The sequence below is a fragment of the Dyadobacter chenhuakuii genome (genome assembly GCF_023821985.2).
GTDB lineage: Bacteria > Bacteroidota > Bacteroidia > Cytophagales > Spirosomataceae > Dyadobacter > Dyadobacter chenhuakuii.
In genome coordinates this window covers 5499115-5517029 of sequence record NZ_CP098805.1, presented here as the reverse complement: position 1 = coordinate 5517029, position 17915 = coordinate 5499115, and the positions used below count along the sequence as shown (strand labels likewise).

Annotated in this window: 16 protein-coding genes; 10 read left to right on the top strand and 6 right to left on the bottom strand. The window is 46.2% G+C overall.

All coding sequences use genetic code 11. The features are described from left to right. Nucleotides 1-43: 43 nt before the first annotated feature. The 5 genes from NFI80_RS23105 to NFI80_RS23085 form a co-directional block, all read right to left on the bottom strand. Nucleotides 44-1564 carry a PKD-like domain-containing protein gene (locus tag NFI80_RS23105; protein ID WP_235163965.1) on the bottom strand — a complete coding sequence of 507 codons (1521 nt, stop codon included), beginning with the start codon at nt 1562-1564 and terminating at the stop codon, nt 44-46. Nucleotides 1565-1576: 12 nt separating this feature from the next. Next, the gene (locus tag NFI80_RS23100; RefSeq protein ID WP_235163964.1) at nt 1577-2218 is read right to left on the bottom strand and encodes a TonB-dependent receptor; all 642 of its coding nucleotides are present in this window, start codon (nt 2216-2218) and stop codon (nt 1577-1579) included. Between the two features lie 99 nt (nt 2219-2317). After that, nucleotides 2318-2896: a Crp/Fnr family transcriptional regulator gene (locus tag NFI80_RS23095; protein WP_235159248.1), complete on the bottom strand. Its 579-nt coding sequence runs from the start codon at nt 2894-2896 to the stop codon at nt 2318-2320. Between the two features lie 109 nt (nt 2897-3005). Further along, the gene (locus NFI80_RS23090) at nt 3006-3959 is read right to left on the bottom strand and encodes a sugar phosphate isomerase/epimerase family protein (protein ID WP_235159247.1); all 954 of its coding nucleotides are present in this window, start codon (nt 3957-3959) and stop codon (nt 3006-3008) included. 6 nt (nt 3960-3965) lie between these two features. Next, nucleotides 3966-5225, bottom strand: a complete 1260-nt coding sequence (locus NFI80_RS23085; protein WP_026628416.1) for a Gfo/Idh/MocA family protein — start codon at nt 5223-5225, stop codon at nt 3966-3968. A gap of 224 nt (nt 5226-5449) precedes the next feature. Here NFI80_RS23085 and NFI80_RS23080 point away from each other — a divergent pair, with 224 nt between their 5' ends. After that, the gene (locus NFI80_RS23080; RefSeq protein WP_233797263.1) at nt 5450-7045 is read left to right on the top strand and encodes a Na+/H+ antiporter; all 1596 of its coding nucleotides are present in this window, start codon (nt 5450-5452) and stop codon (nt 7043-7045) included. On the opposite strand, the gene NFI80_RS23075 is transcribed toward NFI80_RS23080, so the two are convergent. Beyond that, nucleotides 7046-8572, bottom strand: a complete 1527-nt coding sequence (locus NFI80_RS23075) for a S8 family serine peptidase (protein WP_235163963.1) — start codon at nt 8570-8572, stop codon at nt 7046-7048. Between the two features lie 132 nt (nt 8573-8704). On the opposite strand from NFI80_RS23075, the gene NFI80_RS23070 reads away from it, so the two are divergent. The 9 genes from NFI80_RS23070 (at nt 8705) to NFI80_RS23030 (ending at nt 17880) form a co-directional block, all read left to right on the top strand. Beyond that, on the top strand, nt 8705-9994 hold the full coding sequence (locus NFI80_RS23070) for an aminopeptidase P family protein (RefSeq protein ID WP_235163962.1): 1290 nt from the start codon (nt 8705-8707) through the stop codon (nt 9992-9994). Between the two features lie 63 nt (nt 9995-10057). Beyond that, complete coding sequence (locus NFI80_RS23065) at nt 10058-10435, top strand: DUF5618 family protein (protein WP_235163961.1); 378 nt, start codon at nt 10058-10060, stop codon at nt 10433-10435. Between the two features lie 88 nt (nt 10436-10523). Next, nucleotides 10524-11153, top strand: a complete 630-nt coding sequence (locus NFI80_RS23060) for an MgtC/SapB family protein (RefSeq protein ID WP_235163960.1) — start codon at nt 10524-10526, stop codon at nt 11151-11153. A 209-nt stretch (nt 11154-11362) separates the two neighbouring features. Beyond that, a complete protein-coding gene (locus tag NFI80_RS23055) occupies nt 11363-12211 on the top strand; it encodes an EboA domain-containing protein (RefSeq protein ID WP_235163959.1) in 849 nt (282 codons plus the stop codon). An 11-nt stretch (nt 12212-12222) separates the two neighbouring features. Then, nucleotides 12223-13248 carry a TatD family hydrolase gene (locus tag NFI80_RS23050; protein ID WP_233797269.1) on the top strand — a complete coding sequence of 342 codons (1026 nt, stop codon included), beginning with the start codon at nt 12223-12225 and terminating at the stop codon, nt 13246-13248. 1 nt (nt 13249) lies between these two features. Next, a complete protein-coding gene (gene eboC / locus NFI80_RS23045; protein WP_235159241.1) occupies nt 13250-14119 on the top strand; it encodes a UbiA-like protein EboC in 870 nt (289 codons plus the stop codon). A gap of 41 nt (nt 14120-14160) precedes the next feature. Continuing rightward, a complete protein-coding gene (locus NFI80_RS23040) occupies nt 14161-15324 on the top strand; it encodes a 3-dehydroquinate synthase (protein ID WP_235159240.1) in 1164 nt (387 codons plus the stop codon). Then, nucleotides 15321-16523 carry a metabolite traffic protein EboE gene (gene eboE, locus NFI80_RS23035; protein ID WP_235159239.1) on the top strand — a complete coding sequence of 401 codons (1203 nt, stop codon included), beginning with the start codon at nt 15321-15323 and terminating at the stop codon, nt 16521-16523. The genes NFI80_RS23040 and eboE overlap by 4 nt, the downstream gene beginning before the upstream one ends. Then, a complete protein-coding gene (locus NFI80_RS23030; protein WP_235159238.1) occupies nt 16516-17880 on the top strand; it encodes an alkaline phosphatase family protein in 1365 nt (454 codons plus the stop codon). Before eboE ends, NFI80_RS23030 begins: the two co-directional genes overlap by 8 nt. The last annotated feature ends 35 nt before the right edge of the window (nt 17881-17915 follow it).

Genomic DNA, 17915 nt, shown 5'->3' with positions numbered 1-17915 from the left:
CTGAATATCAGGCTCTTTTGTCGTTCGTTATGTGAGAAAAAATTTAATTCAACACAACCCGCACATTCTCCCCGGCTTTCTTATTGTGAATAATTTGCAAATAATACGTGCCTCTCGGCAGATCGCTCACCGGAATGGACATCGTTTTTTTGTCATTCAAATCATCGGTTACGACAAACTCCTCCGCTGAAACAGATTTTACTTCCTTCATGCTTGCTTCGCTGAAAAGCTTCACCATTTCAGGCAGCACGTCGTTTTCAACTTTGTTTTCAAATGTAATGTAAATGAAGTCCTTGGCTGGATTGGGGTAAATTTCATAAACCGGCCCATTTTCCAAACAATTGTCCACGCATATCGTAACACCCTTCTTCACCGATCCAAAACAATTGCTCGCCGTCACATCTACGCCATAGCAATTATTGACATAGGAATTGAAGTAAGCCGTGCCACCATTCGAGTTGATGATCGTATTCGCAGGATCGGAGGTGGTCCAGACGCTGAACTTCGTTTCCGGCTCGCTCGTGTAAGCATTCAACGAAACGCCCGCGCCGTTACACATGAAATCCGGAGACCCGCCACCATTCTCTGTGACCAGCAATGCCCCCGGCAAAGGCGCACTCCTTTTCACCTGCACCGGCGTACTATAAGCCGTAGTAACCCCACAAACCGAATTCGTAGCCGAAACCTTCACCGTCCCATCACTAACCCCTGTCAAATGTGCCATATTCGTACTCCCCGGCGAGCTAACCGTTATCCCACCGGAAGCAACCCAATTATAAGAAGTCGCATTACTCGCCGAAGCCGTAATGTCCTTTGGAGCACAAAGCAGGATTGGACCGGAGTTGATCGTAGGAACTGTCGGGAGCGGGCGGGTGATGGTAAGCTGCGAGGAAGTTGCCAGCCCCGGAACATCGCTTCTCGAAGCAACAACCTTAATGACGCCACCCGATCCCGCAGCGGGCGTAATTGTCACAGTATTCCCGCTACCACTGTGACTCCACCCGGCCGGATACGACCAAACATAATTTGTAGCATTCGTCACAGCAGGAACCGAAACCGTAATCGGCGCCTTGCCACAAGCCAGCTGATAACTGCCGGCATAAGCAATGTTATTGATCTTAATGCTGCCTGGTGTGCCCAGGTATTTGATTGGGATATTTTTAGTGACACTAAGCGCAGGGGGACAAGATGTGCAATTATCAGCCTGACTCACAGGCACGCCAGACGTAACCTTCACGATACCATCGCCATTGTAATTATTCCAGACGACTTCAATAGATGTTTTACCGTCACCACCATACTTTGAAGGACTAGTTACTGTACCACCGACAATGACACCATTGGTAACCTCCCAGTTGTATTTACAATCTTTTCCTTTACCACATTTTTCAAACTCCGTCATGCTTACTGAATATTTATGCGCAACCTGATTTGGAAGTGCATAGCTACATGTGAAGGCGGGCCCTTCGCAAACAATAGTAACCTTCTGGCACCAGGCGGAAACCGAATTAACGGCAGTGAGACATATGATAGCTAACCAAAGATTCAGATCAATTCTTTTCATGGCGAAATTGGTTTAAAGATGATAAGTGACATTGATTATCCTTACGGCATTGAAATAAGTATTGAAATACCGCGTTCTTGACCTTGTCGTTTCCTTGTCGGCATGGAGAGTCTGCTCGATGTTGTATTTGAATATCAAGGCGGTTTCGGCTGAGATGGAGAGGCGGTTTATAATTCGGTATTTGATTCCTGCAAAAGGATTGAGACCAAAGCCATATGTCTGGTTTGGGAAGGGGTCGTACCTTTGATCGTGCGACTTATGGTATGAAAACTGAAAATCAGCGCCGTAGAAGAGTTGATGTTTTCCGGAGTTTCGCCGAAATTCGTATCCAAGGGTTGCGGCCGCATTGAAGTTATCCATCAAGCGATAAGGCACAGCATTACCCGCAGAATCTGCATAGTAATAGTCTTTACCTGAACTCGAATCATAATTCTCAAGAGAGAACCGGTAAGCGCCTTTTGATTTTGGAGCATATCGGATCATTAGATTCCCAAAAGACCCTACCCAACCAATCAAGCCTATACTAGCATCCCACTTGTAGTCCTTAAATTCCTTACTCGCTTTTTTTGTTGTCTCAGGAGGTTTTTCCTGTCCATATACATGAATACTCAGCCAGAGCGTTCCGGCTAGAAGAAGGATAAATGTTCTCATCATGACTTTTAGATGTTTATTTGATTGATACAAATAAAACATCCATTAATCATACAATACCCACCAAAAACCCAGCTTCGTTCCTACAAAAACCCAGAAAAATCAGCGTCTGGCTTTGAGTTTGCTTACGTAATTTTCGGAGATTCCGAGGTAGGAGGCGATGTACTTTTGAGGGACACGGAGGAAGAGTTCTCTGGATTGCTGATGGAAAATATTGAGCCGCTCCTGCGCTGAGTGAAGCCGCATTTCGCGAAGCCGTTCTTTATCATGAAGTCCGAAACGCTCGGCGATGATCCTGCCGAGATGGCACATTTCCGGATGTTTGGCGTAAAGGTGATACAGATCTTTGCGTGATATGCAAATGAGCTGGCAGGGTTCTAATGTCTCGATGTATTCCCTTGAAGGAACCTGGCAGACAAAACTTTCAAACGCAAGAAAAAAGTCATTTTCGCTGGCAAACCATTCGGTAATTTCCTGACTCTTCCCAAGCTTATGGATAATGCAGCAGCCACGGGCGAGCCCGGCCTTAACGAACCAAAGTTTGTCGCAAATCTCGCCTTCGGAGAGCAGCAGCTTTCCTTTTGGCACATGTATCAGTTTGAACGCTTGCAGGAAATCCGAATAAACGGTGTCACTTATAGGGGTTAATGCCCCAAGGAAGGAAAGTAATTGTTTAGGCATAAATGGCATAGTGTGTCGTAATAATTAAGCAAGAATAATAAATTTTCTCGCTATAACGCAAAATAGCCCGGAAATTCCGGGCTATTTGCATTTATTACAATTCGTATGGTCACGCCTTAAAAACCTCGTCCATCTTCTCCCGGATGGTAAGCAACCGTTTCCGGTCGCCGCCGGCAACTTCTGCCGATGCCCAGCCTGAGTATCCGATTTTTTGAAGCGCTTTGTTTACTTCGGGCCAATTATTATCACCCTCCATAAACTCAACGTCGAACCCTTTCCAAAGACCCAGGTCGTTTTGTTTTTTAAAACTGAATTCTTTCAAATGGAGCTTTAAAATGCGCTTATTCAACGCTTCGATCCAGGAAGCAGGCCAACTGTAGCGAAGCACATTTCCAACGTCAAAATACCACCCTACCATGGGATGCTTGAAATCATCGACATACTTTGCCGCTTCCAGCGGACTTAGCAAAAATTGGTTCCAAACGTTCTCAATCGCTATTTTGACACCTGTTTTTTCCGCTATGGGAAGCAGTTTACGAATCTCGGCCTGTGACCGTTCATAGGCTTCTCCATAAGTTACAGTGGCATTAACCACACCTGGCACCACCAGCACTGTGTTCCCTCCATATTCTTTGGTATCCCACAACGCTTTTTCAATGGACTTGGCGCATTCTTCCCTTTTCTTGGGATCGGGATCCGATAATGGCAGCTTCCAGTGCATTGAATTAACAGTGCCGGGAATCAGCAAACCGGTTTTATCTCTGGCCGCAAGGACCTCCTTCATATCCAGTTTGTCTGGAGAATCCAGCTCCACACCGTCGTAACCAAGATCCTTTAGCAATTTAAACTTGTCCATTACAGACAAATCCTCTTTTACCATCCCCCACATTAAGCTCTTTTTTACCATTGGTCTGGCCAATGAACTAGCAGGCGTTAAGATGGGTGACCCCGGATTTGTTAGCACTGATGCATTAGCAGCCGATGCAGTGCCAACTGTGGCAGCACCAACCGCAACGCCGGTTGCGGCAAGCGCTGAGTTTTTCAGAAAATTTCTTCTTTGCATAAAATATTATGAAAACGCCGTGATACCAGGTTTAGCAACTTCAACAACCGGCGGCTTCATATCGAAGCTGTAAGTGTCCGGACCTAATTTTTCTGTTGAGTTCATTGCTTCATCCCAGGTTACGCGCTTTCCTGTGTACGCAGCCATTCTTCCCATGATAGCGATCAATGTGCTTTGCGCCATGAATTCACCATCATTTACGTGCTTACCGCTACGGATCGATGCGAAAAGCTCGTTGTGCTCAGTTTGGTACATATCATTCTGAGCACCCGTGTATTTCCATGGATTTTGTCCAAAAATTTCATGCACGTTTCTTGCGCAGTTTACCATAGCGCGACCTTTTGTCCCGATCGTTTCTACAAGATAACTGTTTTCGCAATTGGCTTGCTGTCTTGAATGGTGGAAACCTTTTGCACCGTTTTCATAATCGTAAACCACTGAGAAGTGATCGAAAATATTACCGAAAAGAGAATCCGTACGAACCTGACGGCCGCCCGTTCCTACTGCCGAAACCGGCAATTTGCCGCCCATTGCCCACGACATCATGTCAATGCTGTGCACAGCCTGCTCCACGATATGGTCACCGGCAAGCCAGGTGTAGTAAGTCCAGTTACGCAATACATATTCTGCGTCCGTCCAGCCTTGTACGCGAGGGAAAGACCATAATGTGCCTGTATCGTAAGTGTTATAAATCGCAGAAATATCACCAACGGCGCCATCCAGAATCTTTCCGAAACTCGCACGTTTTGGCTCATGATAGCGCCAGCAGAAGCCGGACATTAAGGCTACATTTTTTTGTTTAGCCAATTTAGCCGCTTCCAAAACCTTGCGGACACCCGGTGCATCCACCGCCACAGGTTTTTCACAGAAAACGTGCTTGCCTGCATTGATTGCTGCTGTCAAATGTTCCGGACGGAAATGCGGAGGCGTTGCAAGGATCACAACGTCAACACCCGAATCAAGCACCTTTTTGAAAGCATCAAAACCTACGAACTTATGACCTTCGTCCACTTTCACTTTCGCGCCGTGTACTTTGGTCAGGTTATCGAATGAAGAATCTAATTTGTCTTTGAATATGTCTCCCATTGCGTGGAGAACAACATTAGGATCTGCTTTCAAAGCTTGGTTTGCCGCACCGGACCCGCGTCCGCCGCAACCGATCAAACCTACTTTCAGCGTTTCGGCATTAACGCCTGCAAACGCGCGGTTTGGATTAAGAATAGTAACAGCTGGTAATGTGCTGCCTGCCAGCGCAATGCCCGCCATTTTCAGAACATCTCTTCGAGAAGTACTCATTGTTAATTAAGGATTAGGTGATAGATTATATGATACATACCAGATCTTTCGGAGCAATAAAGATAGAAAAATCTGTTATTTTTCCAGCAAAAGGGAACCAAAAAATCATTTTGCGTGCTCGATAACACACAAAATGTTATAACGCTGGTTTTGATTTTTGTATACATTTATATTCCGAAACTTCTCATCCCTCTATGATTCACGATAATTTACTATTAATCATTTCCCTGCTTTTCATCGTTTCAATGCTCACCATGCTGAGCGAAAAAATCGGGGTCTCCTATCCTATCTTTCTGGTAATCGCAGGCTTACTGATCAGTTTTATTCCCGGAATGCCGCATATGCAACTGGAACCCGACTGGGTTTTTCTGATATTCCTGCCCCCGCTTTTATACTCCGCAGCATGGAATACTTCCTGGAAGGATTTCTGGGAATCCAGGCGGCCGATCGGTTTGCTTTCAATTGGCCTGGTGGTTTTTACAGCGACAGCGGTCGCCTATCTTTCGAGCGCAATTATTCCCGGATTTACATTGGCAATGGGCTTTTTGCTTGGCGGTGTTATTTCTCCGCCGGATGCTGTGGCTGCGACTTCGGTTTTACAGGGACTTAAAGTTCCGAAACGCGTGGTTACCATTCTGGAAGGGGAAAGCCTGGTGAATGATGCTTCCTCACTGATTGTGTTCAGGTTTGCGCTGGCGACCATTGCTACGGGTGAATTTGTGCTCTGGAAAGCGGAAGTCAACTTTTTTGTAGTGGCCGGGATGGGCATTGTGGTAGGGCTTGTGATCGGGCACATTCTTTATTTTGTACACAAATATTTTCCAACTACGCCGAGCATCGATACTGCGCTTACATTCATTACACCTTATATGATGTATATCGCGGCAGAGCATTTTGAATACTCAGGCGTGCTGGCCGTTGTAAGCGGCGGATTGTTTTTGAGCTTCCGTGCCCACGAAGTTTTTGCTTACCAGTCGCGTATGCAGAGCACTTATGTGTGGGAAACGGTTATTTTCCTGCTCAATGGCATTGTTTTCATTCTCATCGGTCTGCAACTGCCGGAAGTCATGATAGGGCTTCAAGCATACACATTGGGTGAAGTGATCTCTTATGCGGTCATTATCAGCATTGTTACCATTATTATCCGCATAATATGGGTTTATCCGGGAACATATTTACCGCATTTATTATCAAAAAAAGTAAGGGAAAAAGAAGCAAGGCCGAGCTGGCGGACGACATTCATTGTGGCTTGGAGTGGTATGCGCGGCGTTGTTTCTCTCGCATCCGCCCTGGCGATCCCGCTCACGCTTGATGGAAAAGCTTATCCGCACCGCGACCTGATCCTGTTTATCACGTTTGTAGTGATCCTATTCACGCTGGTTTTGCAGGGACTCAGCCTTCCCTGGCTAATTCGCCTGCTCAAAATTGAAGATCCGGGTGAGAACATGACCGAACAAAAAGCGATCATTAATGCGCGCCTGGCCACGGTGAGTCTGGAATATATGCAGTCCAACTATGAAGGTGAAATCTCACAATTCGAGCCTTTCAGACTTTTGAAAGACCGTTATGAAAAGATCATCGAGCTGGCCGACACGCGTTATCTGGATATCGACAACAATGCGACCATTGGTTTTGCAAGAGCTTACCGGAAAATGCTCGTGGAAATTGTGGGCATTAAGCGCGAGGAGATAAGAAAAATTCGCCGGGACAAGGTTTGTTCCGACGAATTGATAAGGACGAAAGAAAGAGAATTAGACCTGGAAGAAGCCAGGCTGAGAAACTCGGGCTGATCAATCCCAGGACACTTCTATCACATAATTTTTCAGGTCAATGGTCGTGAAGCGCTCGCCATTCTGACGTTTCAATGCGATTTTACCATTCTGAACTTTGGCTACTTGTTGCGCCAGAACATCCTTCTCGGACTTCTTGCGGTAAATCGCTACCATTTGCTCGTCCGTATTCACATCTACATCACAACTGCGTCCTTTTGCATTGATAAGTTTTGCATTATCAGGCAAATAGGGCGCTTTTGCCAATGCCAGCGCACGTGAAGCCTGCGGCACGCCGTACCCTACAAAATTATTTCCGTATGGATACAAATGCGCCGATTTTTCAATCAGAGAAATCAGTTCTTTGTTGGTCAGTTTGGGATTTGCCTGTAACAAACAAGCTGCAAAACCTGTAATGACAGGCGCTGATAATGAGGTTCCATATAGCGAAAAGCAGGAAACATTAGGCTTTACATAAGATAAAAACTCAGGCCCTACACTGCTATAACCGATTCGGTTCCAAAGTTTTCCATTGGTAGCACCCACTGCCAGAACGCCTTTTGCATCAGCCGGGGCCGAAACAATTTCCCAGCTCTTATCATCACCTTCATTTCCGGCGGAAACAATCAGCATAATACCTTTCCTATCCGATGCAATCTGTGCTGCCTTCGAAATAGCCGAAGTTTTACCGTCCATTTGGGAAGGGACATAATTTTCTTTTGGATCTGAAAATCCTTTGGCATAGCCCAATGAAGTGTTGATCAGACGCACGCCAAGGCTGTCCATCCATTCCATGGCAGCGATCCAGTTATCTTCCTCGCCCCTGTATTCGCGCAATGAATAATCTGTTCTGGCCAAATAAAACTTGGCATTGGTAGCCATGCCATACTGAATCTCATCCTGAAAATCAACGCCGGCGATCGCAGCTAAAACCTCGGTTCCGTGCATGTCCGAAAACGATTCCGCAGTGCTGAAAAGCAATTCTCCGGCGCGGCCCGGCTTTACATAGTCGCGGATGCCCAGAATCCTTTTGTTCTTAAAAATCTGTGTGAGGGAAAGCGAAGAATCTGCGCCATAAAAACCAGCGTCGATCACGCCTATGGTCACGTCTTTGGCTGAAATGTTCTCTTTTGTAAATGCATTGGCCTGAACTTGCGACATTACTGGTGCCATTTGTGCTTTTTCAATGGCTTTGGTGCGCGCAATGTAAAATCCGGGATCAATAGGAACCACTTCCTGAACAAATTCCAGCTCGCGCACTTTCATGGCCTGCTCGCTGGTCATAATGGCAGAAACTGCATTCAGCCATTTGGAACGATTGATAATGCTGACAGATTGTTCGCGTAGTGCCCGCTCGTACTCGCCCTTTACAGGCAGGTCCATTTCGTCCGAAGCGACTAGACCAAGTTTGAGGCGGTTTTCAAGTGTTAATGCAGAAACAGCCGGTGCGGCGTTCAGGTCCTTGTTTTTGAGGTAAATCCAGTATTTCGGACTCGCCGACAAAATAAAAGGTGCAAAAACAAACGCAAGCAGAAACAATCTTTTCATGAATATGATCATAGTTAGGTTATATCAGTCAATCAAAAAAAGCGACGGATTTTTGCAAATTTGCCGCTCTACTATTGAACAAGATAAACGTAATTTTACAAATTAAATTACCAGTTACAAAATTTAACCCCTATGCGCTACGCCCCCATCGGCAAGGAGCTTTTTATAGAAAACCGCCGCCGACTTACCCAATTATTGAGGCCAAAATCCCTGGTTATATTGAATTCCAATGACCTGATGCCTACGAATGCAGACGGCACAATGGGTTTCAAGCAAAGTACGGATCTGTTTTACTTAACCGGCGTAGACCAGGAGGAAACAATCCTCGTCCTGTCTCCCGAACATCCCGATGAAAAGCTTCGGGAAGTCCTTTTTTTGAGGGAAACCAATGAAACTATTGCCGTTTGGGAAGGAGAAAAGCTGACCAAAGAACAGGCCAGAGAAGTAACGGGCATCAAAACCATTTACTGGACGCATCAATACGAAACCGTTTTCCGCAACATTGTTTTTGAAGCGGATCAGGTTTATTTAAATACCAATGAACACACCAGAAACGATTCTTTGGTGCAAACGCGTGAGACACGGTTTATAAACGAGTTCAGGGAAAAATATCCTATCCATACATTGGCAAGGCTGGCTCCTTTAATGCACCAGCTGAGGGCTATTAAGCAGCCCAGAGAAATTGAGTTGCTTCAAAAAGCATGTGACATTACCAAACTCGGTTTCGAACGGTTATTGACATTCGTAAAACCTGATGTTCAGGAATTTGAGATAGAGGCTGAGCTGCTCCATGAATTTGTCCGCAATCGTTCCAAAGGCTTTGCTTACCAGCCGATCATTGCATCGGGCGCTAATGCGTGTGTGTTGCACTACATTCAAAATGACCAGCCCTGCAAAGGTGGTGACGTGCTCTTGCTAGATGTTGCTGCAGAATATGCCAACTACGGAGCAGATCTGACGCGCAGCATTCCGGTGAATGGCCGCTTTACAAAAAGGCAGCGCGATGTTTATGATGCGGTTTTGCGTGTTTTCAAAGCGGCAAAGGGAATGTTGGTTGCGGGCAATATCTGGGATGAGTATCATTTGGAAGTGGGCAAAATTATGGAAAGCGAACTCATCGGACTGGGCTTGATTACCAAAGATGACATCGCCAAACAAGATCCCGAAACGCCTGCCTACAAGAAATATTTCCCGCACGGAACTTCCCATTTTCTGGGTCTGGACATTCACGACGTAGGCGATAAATACCGTCGGTTTGAGCCTGGAATGGTGTTTACATGTGAGCCTGGTATTTACATTCGCGAGGAAGGACTAGGCATTCGCCTGGAAAATGACATCCTCATCACAGAAGATGGCAACCGCGATTTAATGGCACATATTCCGATTGAAGCGGAGGAGATCGAGGAGATGATGAATCGTTGAGTTGCATGCTTTTTGTTTGTAGATTTGAAACAATTTATTTACACACTAAAAGCATTATACAGCATGAGCTCAATTCAGGAGGCGAAGCGTTACATTGACAATGCAAAGGAAATTCTTCGCGACAAAGCAGGGAAGGAAGACGGTTACTATCAGGATTCCAAATACGTAAAAATGGCCGGTCACACCGCTTACACCGGAATTCTGGTCGCGCTGGATGATTTGCTTGGCAAGAAAGGGAAAGGGCGAAAAGATGTGGATTGGTACCAACAACATCTTTCCCAACTCGACAAAAAGGTGCTCAATGCATTTTTGACAACTTACCAGGTGCTCCATTTGGACATGGCTTATGACGGGGCCAAAAGCGCCAGACTCGCCGCGATTGGGCTAAACGAAGCTGAGAAAATCATCTCCTGGGTTGAAACAAGAAGTGAGGCAGCCTAGCATTGTAATTAGGCATTAGTAAATCAAAAGCCGGGAGATTTAGCGTCTTTCCGGCTTTTGGTTATTTAACAACCTTTGGTTTTAGAAAATGGAGTTTTTGCCCGAAGACATTTATAAGCTGCTAGCTTCCTTTTTGCTCGGAGCTGTGATCGGTATGGAACGGGAATACCGGAGTAAGTCGGCGGGGCTGCGGACCATGATCCTGATTGCGGTGGGATCGACATTGTTTACAATCCTCTCCATCAAGATCAGTGCAGATGCGGGAAGAATTGCGGCGAACATTCTAACAGGGATTGGCTTTATCGGTGCCGGGATCATCTTCCGGGAAAATAACCGGGTCGTAGGCATTACAACGGCTGCTATTGTCTGGGTAACGGCGGCGATAGGAATGGGCATCGGTGCTGGTTTTTACGGGGTTACCATTGCTACATTCGTTATTTCAGGACTATCGCTGGTAATCCTCGCGCCTATCCAGAAATTCATTCGCAAAAAAAGCCAGATCCGCAGTTACAGAGTCGTATGCCCTTACCAGAAAAAGACGCTGAAACTGTACGAGGAATTGTTTAAAGAGCACGACCTGACAATCCTTCAAGGCGCGCAGAGCCGTTCCGGCGGACAGATCACGGGAAACTGGACATTACAAGGCTCAGAGAAAAAACACGATAAGCTGACGCATCATTTGCTGAATGACCAGGGGATCATTGAATTTGATTTCTGATCCGTTTCCAGCAAGAGCGGGAACATTAGATTTTAATTAAAAACGCGTATAAAAACCCTTCTCATGCGTCTTTTTAAAAGCGGGAAAGCGTTATAACCCGGTGGAGGGAAACTTTATAGTTAAAAAAAACTTTATCATTAATATAACCCACATTCAAGAGTGATTTACAAAGCCACAACCCGCGTAATTCGGAATTTTATTGCTTCGTTATGTCCGATATCATAAAACAGAATCTTTGGGATATCATCGTCCTCAACACCTCTGAATCTGAGGCTGAATGGTTACAAAACAGAGCTGCGTCGAGCCGGATGGATTTGATGACGGCTTTCGTTGCGGCACCAAGGTTTCTTTCCAAAAAGATCATTTTCATAAATCAAGATCAGCAATTTGCGCTGAATGCTGAAATCCCCGGATTTTCGGTGGAAGGCTGGTCGCTGGTCCGGCTTGCAAGGGTTTGGTTACTGACCCAGCTTGATCCTTCCGACAAGGAGGATTATGTCAAAGACATTGAAACGCTCTTCGACACGGCCGAAATGAATGAACTGGTGGCGCTTTATGCTGCATTACCCGTGCTTTCCTACCCCGACCAATGGCTTTTCAGGGCCACCGATGCGGTCCGCTCCAATATGGGCTTCGTTTTTGACGCCATAGCATTGCATAACCCTTACCCGGAGAAACATTTCAGCGAACTGGCCTGGAACCAGCTGGTTTTGAAAACCATATTCAATGATAAACCTATTCATTTCATAGAAGGCCTCGACAATCGTGCAAACGAGAAACTTGCGATGACACTTTCCGACTTCGCGCACGAACGGTGGGCCGCAGGAAGGAGCGTTCCGGCGCAGGTTTGGCGGCTGGCGGGCAGGTTTATGAATACAACATTACTGGCTGATATGCAGCATTTATTTGATTCTGAACAAGTTGATGACCGAAAAGCTGCTGCATTGGCTTGCAATGATTCCTCACTTGCCCCGGCCCATTATCTTTTGGCAAAATATATTGACCTTGAAAAATCAGTTAAGTCCGGCGCTCTGGCCTGGGCCGATCTCGAACACTGACACCTAAACCTATGTGCCTTAACACTAACGATATAGCACCCAATCCTTCGCATTTTGAAGACAGCGAAGAAACGGCAACTCCTGCGCACCGCGACATTGCCTGGAACGACTACAAAGACCTGATCAAAGGAATGCGCTTTTTTGACCCGCATATCCACATGGTTTCGCGAACAACTGATGATTACCAGGCCATGCATCAAGCCGGCATTGTGGCATTGATCGAGCCTGCATTCTGGGTTGGGCAGCCGCGTACGGGGCTTTCCAGCTTTAAAGATTATTACAGCAGCCTGGTGGGCTGGGAAAGATTCCGCTCTTCGCAGTTTGGCATTAAACATTACTGCACGATGGGGCTTAACTCCCGGGAAGCGAACAATGAGCCGCTGGCTGAGCAGGTGATGGAAATTCTGCCGTTATACATTTACAAAGAAGGCGTCGTAGGCGTGGGCGAAATTGGTTTTGACGACCAGACGCCCGCCGAAGAAAAATATTACCGTTTGCAGCTGGAACTTGCAAAAAAAGCCAAACTTCCCGTGCAGATCCACACGCCGCACCGCGACAAGAAAAAAGGAACGGAACGCAGCATGGCCATTGCATTGGAACACGGCATCGACCCTTCGTGGGTGATCGTGGACCATAATAATGAGGAAACGGTCAAAAGTGTGCTGGACAAAGGTTTTTGGGCAGCATTTACCATTTATCCTTTTACCAAAATGGGCAATGAGCGCATGGTAAAAGTGGTGGAACAATATGGTCCTGAACGCATTATGGTCAATTCGGCGGCTGACTGGGGCATTTCAGATCCGCTGGCCATTCCTAAGACGGCTGCATTGATGAAAATGCGTGGCATTTCAGATGAAACGATTCGCCTTGTTACTTACCAAAATGCGATTGATGCATTTGGCAAAAGCGGACAGATCGATGTGACTGATTTCGAGTCGGGTTATGCCATTGACCATACTGAAAAGTTTCATGGAAACAGCATTTTGAGAGGCGGACAGCAACCTGTGCCGGCCAAAGATTCATTAGTTATTAATTAAAGTGAGCAGCATAAAACCCTATCTGCAGCTAACCCGTCCTGCTAATGTTGTAACCGCATTCACCGACATTTTTGCGGGAATGGCCATTGTACAATTTACTTTTTCAGATTACAACCCTGCCCTGCTGCTCATTTCAACCATGGGTTTGTATGGCGGCGGCGTAGTGATGAACGATGTTTTCGACGCAAAGCTCGATGCCGTCGAGCGTCCCGAGCGTCCTATCCCGAGCGGGAAAGTGCCGCTGAGGTCAGCGACGATGATGGGTTTAACATTGCTTTTCCTTGGCGTGCTCGCTGCTACAATGTTCAGTGCATTAAGCGGGATGATCGCCATTGTGGTGGCATTGCTAACCGTGATTTACAACCGTTTTGCGAAGCATAGCCGGATTTTAGGACCATTAACAATGGGTATGTGCCGCGGTGGCAACCTGATTTTAGGTATGAGTGTGCTACCCGAATCGTTGCAGCAATGGTCCTGGATTGCCATTTTTCCCATCTTATACATTGGTGCTATCACGCTGATCAGCCAGGATGAGGTGCACGGCGGCAAGAAAACGACGCTTTACATTGCGGCGCTCTTATATATGATCGTGCTGTTTGCCCAGTTAAAATTCGCTAATGAGCATGGTAACCTGCTGTACACATTACCATTTATATTGTTACATGCCTGGCTCATATTCAGGCCCTTATGGAATGCAATGCAAAATCCCGTCGGGCCGTTAATTGGTAAGGCAGTGAAGGCGGGCGTTATTTCTCTTATAGTGATGAATGCTTCGTGGTGCGTTGCCTTTGGGCTGTGGCCGCTGGCATTGCTGGTTTTGGCGTTATTGCCCTTATCAATGCTTTTAGCAAAGGTTTTTGCGGTAACTTAGTGTTAAAAATTACTTTTTTGCGTGTTCCAATGTCGATTTCAATGCAAACCATACAACAGCGTTTCCAGGTAGAATACAATTATTCAGTATTCTTTACCGAAAATTTATTTGATACAAAAAACCCTTTGCTTCAAGACTTTTTCAACGAATACACCGAGCAGGGCTTCCAGCGCAAAGCGTTAGTGATTGTGGACGAGGGGTTTGCTCAATATCATCCCGATTTATCCAACCAGATCCAGTCCTATTTTGCTGCATCGGTTTCCCATATCCAGCTTGCTCCGGAAATCATTATCGTGCCCGGCGGTGAAGCTTGTAAAAATGATCCGGCCCTTTTCGAAAGCCTTGTTGAGGCGGTTGACACTTATGGCATTGACAGACACTCGTTTATCATTGGCATAGGAGGCGGCGCGGTGCTGGATCTGGTCGGTTACGCAGCCGCTGTTTCACACAGGGGCATTAAACTGATCCGCATCCCGACAACGGTTTTATCTCAAAACGATTCTGGTGTCGGCGTTAAAAACAGCATCAATTTCCGCGGCAAAAAGAACTTCCTGGGCACATTTGCGCCTCCGGTTGCCGTATTCAATGATCTGACTTTATTGAGAACGCTGGATGACCGCGACTGGCGGGGCGGCGTTTCGGAAGCGATCAAGGTTGCATTGATTAAGGACGCTTCATTTTTTGAGTGGATAGAAGAACACACTTCCGCATTGGCAAACCGCGACGAGGCAGCTATGGCTTACCTGATCCATCGCTGCGCAGAAATGCACACGGACCATATAGCAGGCGGTGATCCTTTCGAATTCGGTTCTTCCCGGCCACTGGATTTCGGTCACTGGGCAGCGCATAAGCTTGAATTTCTGACTGGTTTTCAGGTGCGCCACGGAGAAGCGGTGGCGATTGGCATTGCGCTGGATTGTGTTTATGCTGCCAAAATCGGGAAGCTGTCAGAAACAGAACTGAACCGTATCCTGGATGTTCTGGGGAAATTAGGTTTTGACCTTTTTCATCCAAAACTCTCTGAAAACGATAAAATAAACCTGCGTAATGGCCTGAACGAGTTCCGTGAGCATTTGGGCGGAAGACTCACCATTATGCTTTTGGAAAAAATAGGAAAGGGCGTCGAAGTTCATGAGCTGGACGCCAACATTATCGCACAATCGGTTGATTATCTGGAAGGAACAAAAATCATTCATGCATTATGATCACGCCTTACGGACATTTAACTTATTGCAGCAACATTCATCCCGGTGAAAAATGGGCTGACCATTTCAAATCGCTGCAAGACAACATTCCATACATCAGGGAGCAACTGGCACCCGGACAGCCGTTTGGCCTTGGCCTTCGCGTTGCGAATGAAGCGTCTGTGGAACTGAGCAAGCCGGAGGTTTTACAGGAATTCAAAAACTGGCTTAATGAACAGGATGTGTATGTTTTTGTGATCAACGGCTTTCCATATGGTGGCTTCCACAACACGGTGGTCAAGGACAATGTGCATACACCCGACTGGACAACGACCGATCGGTTAAACTATACAATCCGCCTTTTTAATATTCTATCTGAACTGCTTCCGGAAGGAATGCATGGAGGCGTTTCTACGCCGCCGCTGTCTTATCGCTTGTGGTGGACAACGATGGAGGAAAATATCAATGCTACCGAGCAGGCAACCGATCACATTCTGCAATTGCTGGACGAGCTGATCAAAATTGAGAAAACAACCGGCAAGCTGCTGCATCTTGACATTGAACCCGAACCCGATGGCATTCTTGACAATGCCGTTGATTTTGTAAAATGGTATCGAGATGTGCTTTTGCCAAGAGGAACTGCTTATCTATCAAATAAATACAATGCAACTTCCGAGGAAGGCAGGGACATTATTTTAAAGCACATTCAGCTTTGCTACGACATTTGTCATGCAGCGGTGGGTTATGAAAATCCCGAAGAAATCCTGGCTTCGCTGGATGAGGTCGGAATTCAGGTGGGCAGGATCCAGGTGAGTTCAGCGTTGAAGGTTAATTTTTCAAATGAAAAAGAGATCAAGCTCAAAGCGATTGAAACATTCGACGAGCCCGTTTACCTGCATCAGGTTGTGGCTTTGAATGAGGACGAAACGAAAACCCATTATCCGGACCTGAAAGAAGCACTAACGGACTGGAATGATAAGCAGAAAGAATGGCGCGTCCATTTCCACGTTCCTCTTTTTATCCATTCCTATGGCGTGCTGGAATCGACACAGGGCGATATCATTAAAACACTTGCTATTCACCGGAAAAAGCCTTTTTCGGCATTTTTGGAAGTCGAGACTTACACCTGGGGCGTTTTGCCCGAAGATATGCAGAAACCCATTGGCGATTCAATCGTTCGTGAAATTGAATGGGTGAAGAAAATACTTAGTTATGAATAAAACAGTCGTTATTGACATCGTAGGTTTAAGTGCAAACCTGATCGGTGAACATACTCCGTTCCTTGCCAAATATTTAAAGAACAGGCATTTAACTCCGATTAAACCAGTTCTTCCTGCCGTCACGACCACATCTCAAAGCACTTACATTACCGGCAAATGGCCCGCTGAAAACGGGATTGTCGGGAATGGCTGGTATGACCGTGAGGATTCAGAAATTAAGTTCTGGAAACAGTCCAACAAGCTTGTAAAAGGGGAAAAGATCTGGGATGCGGCCAAAAAGCTGGATCCGAATTTCACTTGCGCGAAGATGTTTTGGTGGTATAATATGTACTCAACCGCCGATTTTTCGGTAACACCGCGCCCGCAGTATCACGCAGATGGCGTGAAAGCGCCCGATTGTTACGCCTATCCGCCCGAACTGCGGGATGAGCTGCAAAAAGATCTGGGGCAATTTCCGCTCTTTAATTTCTGGGGGCCTAATGCCAACATTAAGTCTACAAAATGGATCGCAGACTCGTCGATGTGGGTTGAAAAGAAGCATAATCCAACATTAACGCTGATTTACCTGCCGCACCTGGATTATTGTTTACAGAAATTCGGGCCTGACTTTTCCAAAATCAGCAATGAGCTGAAAGAGATCGACGACGTGGTTGCGGAGCTGATCCAGTTTTACGAGGCGCGCAATGCCAAGATCATTTTACTTTCAGAATATGGCATCAATCCGGTGAGCAACCCGATCCATATCAACCGGATTTTAAGAAATGAAGGCTTGATTTCAGTTCGGACAGAACGTTGGTATGAACTGCTGGACGCGGGAATTTCGAAAGCATTTGCCACTGCGGATCACCAGATTGCACATGTATATTTGAATGATGAATCTGTGAAAGATCAGGTTATCAATGCATTGAAGAAAGTCCCGGGCATTGACCTGATTTTAGATAGAGAAGCACAAAAAGCATATCACATTGACCACGAACGCGCCGGCGACCTGGTTATTATGGCTAAGCCCGACAGTTGGTTTACCTATTATTACTGGCTCGACGACGCCAAGGCGCCGGATTACGCGCATTTGGTAGATATTCACCGGAAGCCTGGCTACGATCCTGTAGAAATGTTTATGGACCCAAAAAATCCGCTGATTAAGCTACGTGCCGGATATAAGTTAGCACGTAAATTGATGGGTTTCAGATATTTAATGGACGTTATCCCACTTGACGCAACATTGGTAAAGGGCTCGCACGGAAGCATTCATGTTCCCAAAGAATTTTATCCGATCCTGGTTACAGATTCTGCTCCCGGAAAACCCGAGATCGAAGCAGTAGACGTTTATGATGTGATCTGGAAGCATCTGACTTAAAACACTTTGCTGAAACAAATAAAGGCTCATCACGT

Coding starts and splice junctions, on each gene's coding strand:
- NFI80_RS23050 (WP_233797269.1), top strand. CDS start 12,223: ATGTGCCTTAACACTAACGATATAGCACCCAATCCTTCGCATTTTGAA.
- NFI80_RS23030 (WP_235159238.1), top strand. CDS start 16,516: ATGAATAAAACAGTCGTTATTGACATCGTAGGTTTAAGTGCAAACCTG.
- eboE (WP_235159239.1), top strand. CDS start 15,321: ATGATCACGCCTTACGGACATTTAACTTATTGCAGCAACATTCATCCC.
- NFI80_RS23105 (WP_235163965.1), bottom strand. CDS start 1,564: ATGAAAAGAATTGATCTGAATCTTTGGTTAGCTATCATATGTCTCACT.
- NFI80_RS23070 (WP_235163962.1), top strand. CDS start 8,705: ATGCGCTACGCCCCCATCGGCAAGGAGCTTTTTATAGAAAACCGCCGC.
- NFI80_RS23075 (WP_235163963.1), bottom strand. CDS start 8,572: ATGAAAAGATTGTTTCTGCTTGCGTTTGTTTTTGCACCTTTTATTTTG.
- NFI80_RS23080 (WP_233797263.1), top strand. CDS start 5,450: ATGATTCACGATAATTTACTATTAATCATTTCCCTGCTTTTCATCGTT.
- NFI80_RS23095 (WP_235159248.1), bottom strand. CDS start 2,896: ATGCCTAAACAATTACTTTCCTTCCTTGGGGCATTAACCCCTATAAGT.
- NFI80_RS23085 (WP_026628416.1), bottom strand. CDS start 5,225: ATGGCGGGCATTGCGCTGGCAGGCAGCACATTACCAGCTGTTACTATT.
- NFI80_RS23100 (WP_235163964.1), bottom strand. CDS start 2,218: ATGATGAGAACATTTATCCTTCTTCTAGCCGGAACGCTCTGGCTGAGT.
- NFI80_RS23090 (WP_235159247.1), bottom strand. CDS start 3,959: ATGCAAAGAAGAAATTTTCTGAAAAACTCAGCGCTTGCCGCAACCGGC.
- NFI80_RS23055 (WP_235163959.1), top strand. CDS start 11,363: ATGTCCGATATCATAAAACAGAATCTTTGGGATATCATCGTCCTCAAC.
- NFI80_RS23060 (WP_235163960.1), top strand. CDS start 10,524: ATGGAGTTTTTGCCCGAAGACATTTATAAGCTGCTAGCTTCCTTTTTG.
- NFI80_RS23065 (WP_235163961.1), top strand. CDS start 10,058: ATGAGCTCAATTCAGGAGGCGAAGCGTTACATTGACAATGCAAAGGAA.
- NFI80_RS23040 (WP_235159240.1), top strand. CDS start 14,161: ATGCAAACCATACAACAGCGTTTCCAGGTAGAATACAATTATTCAGTA.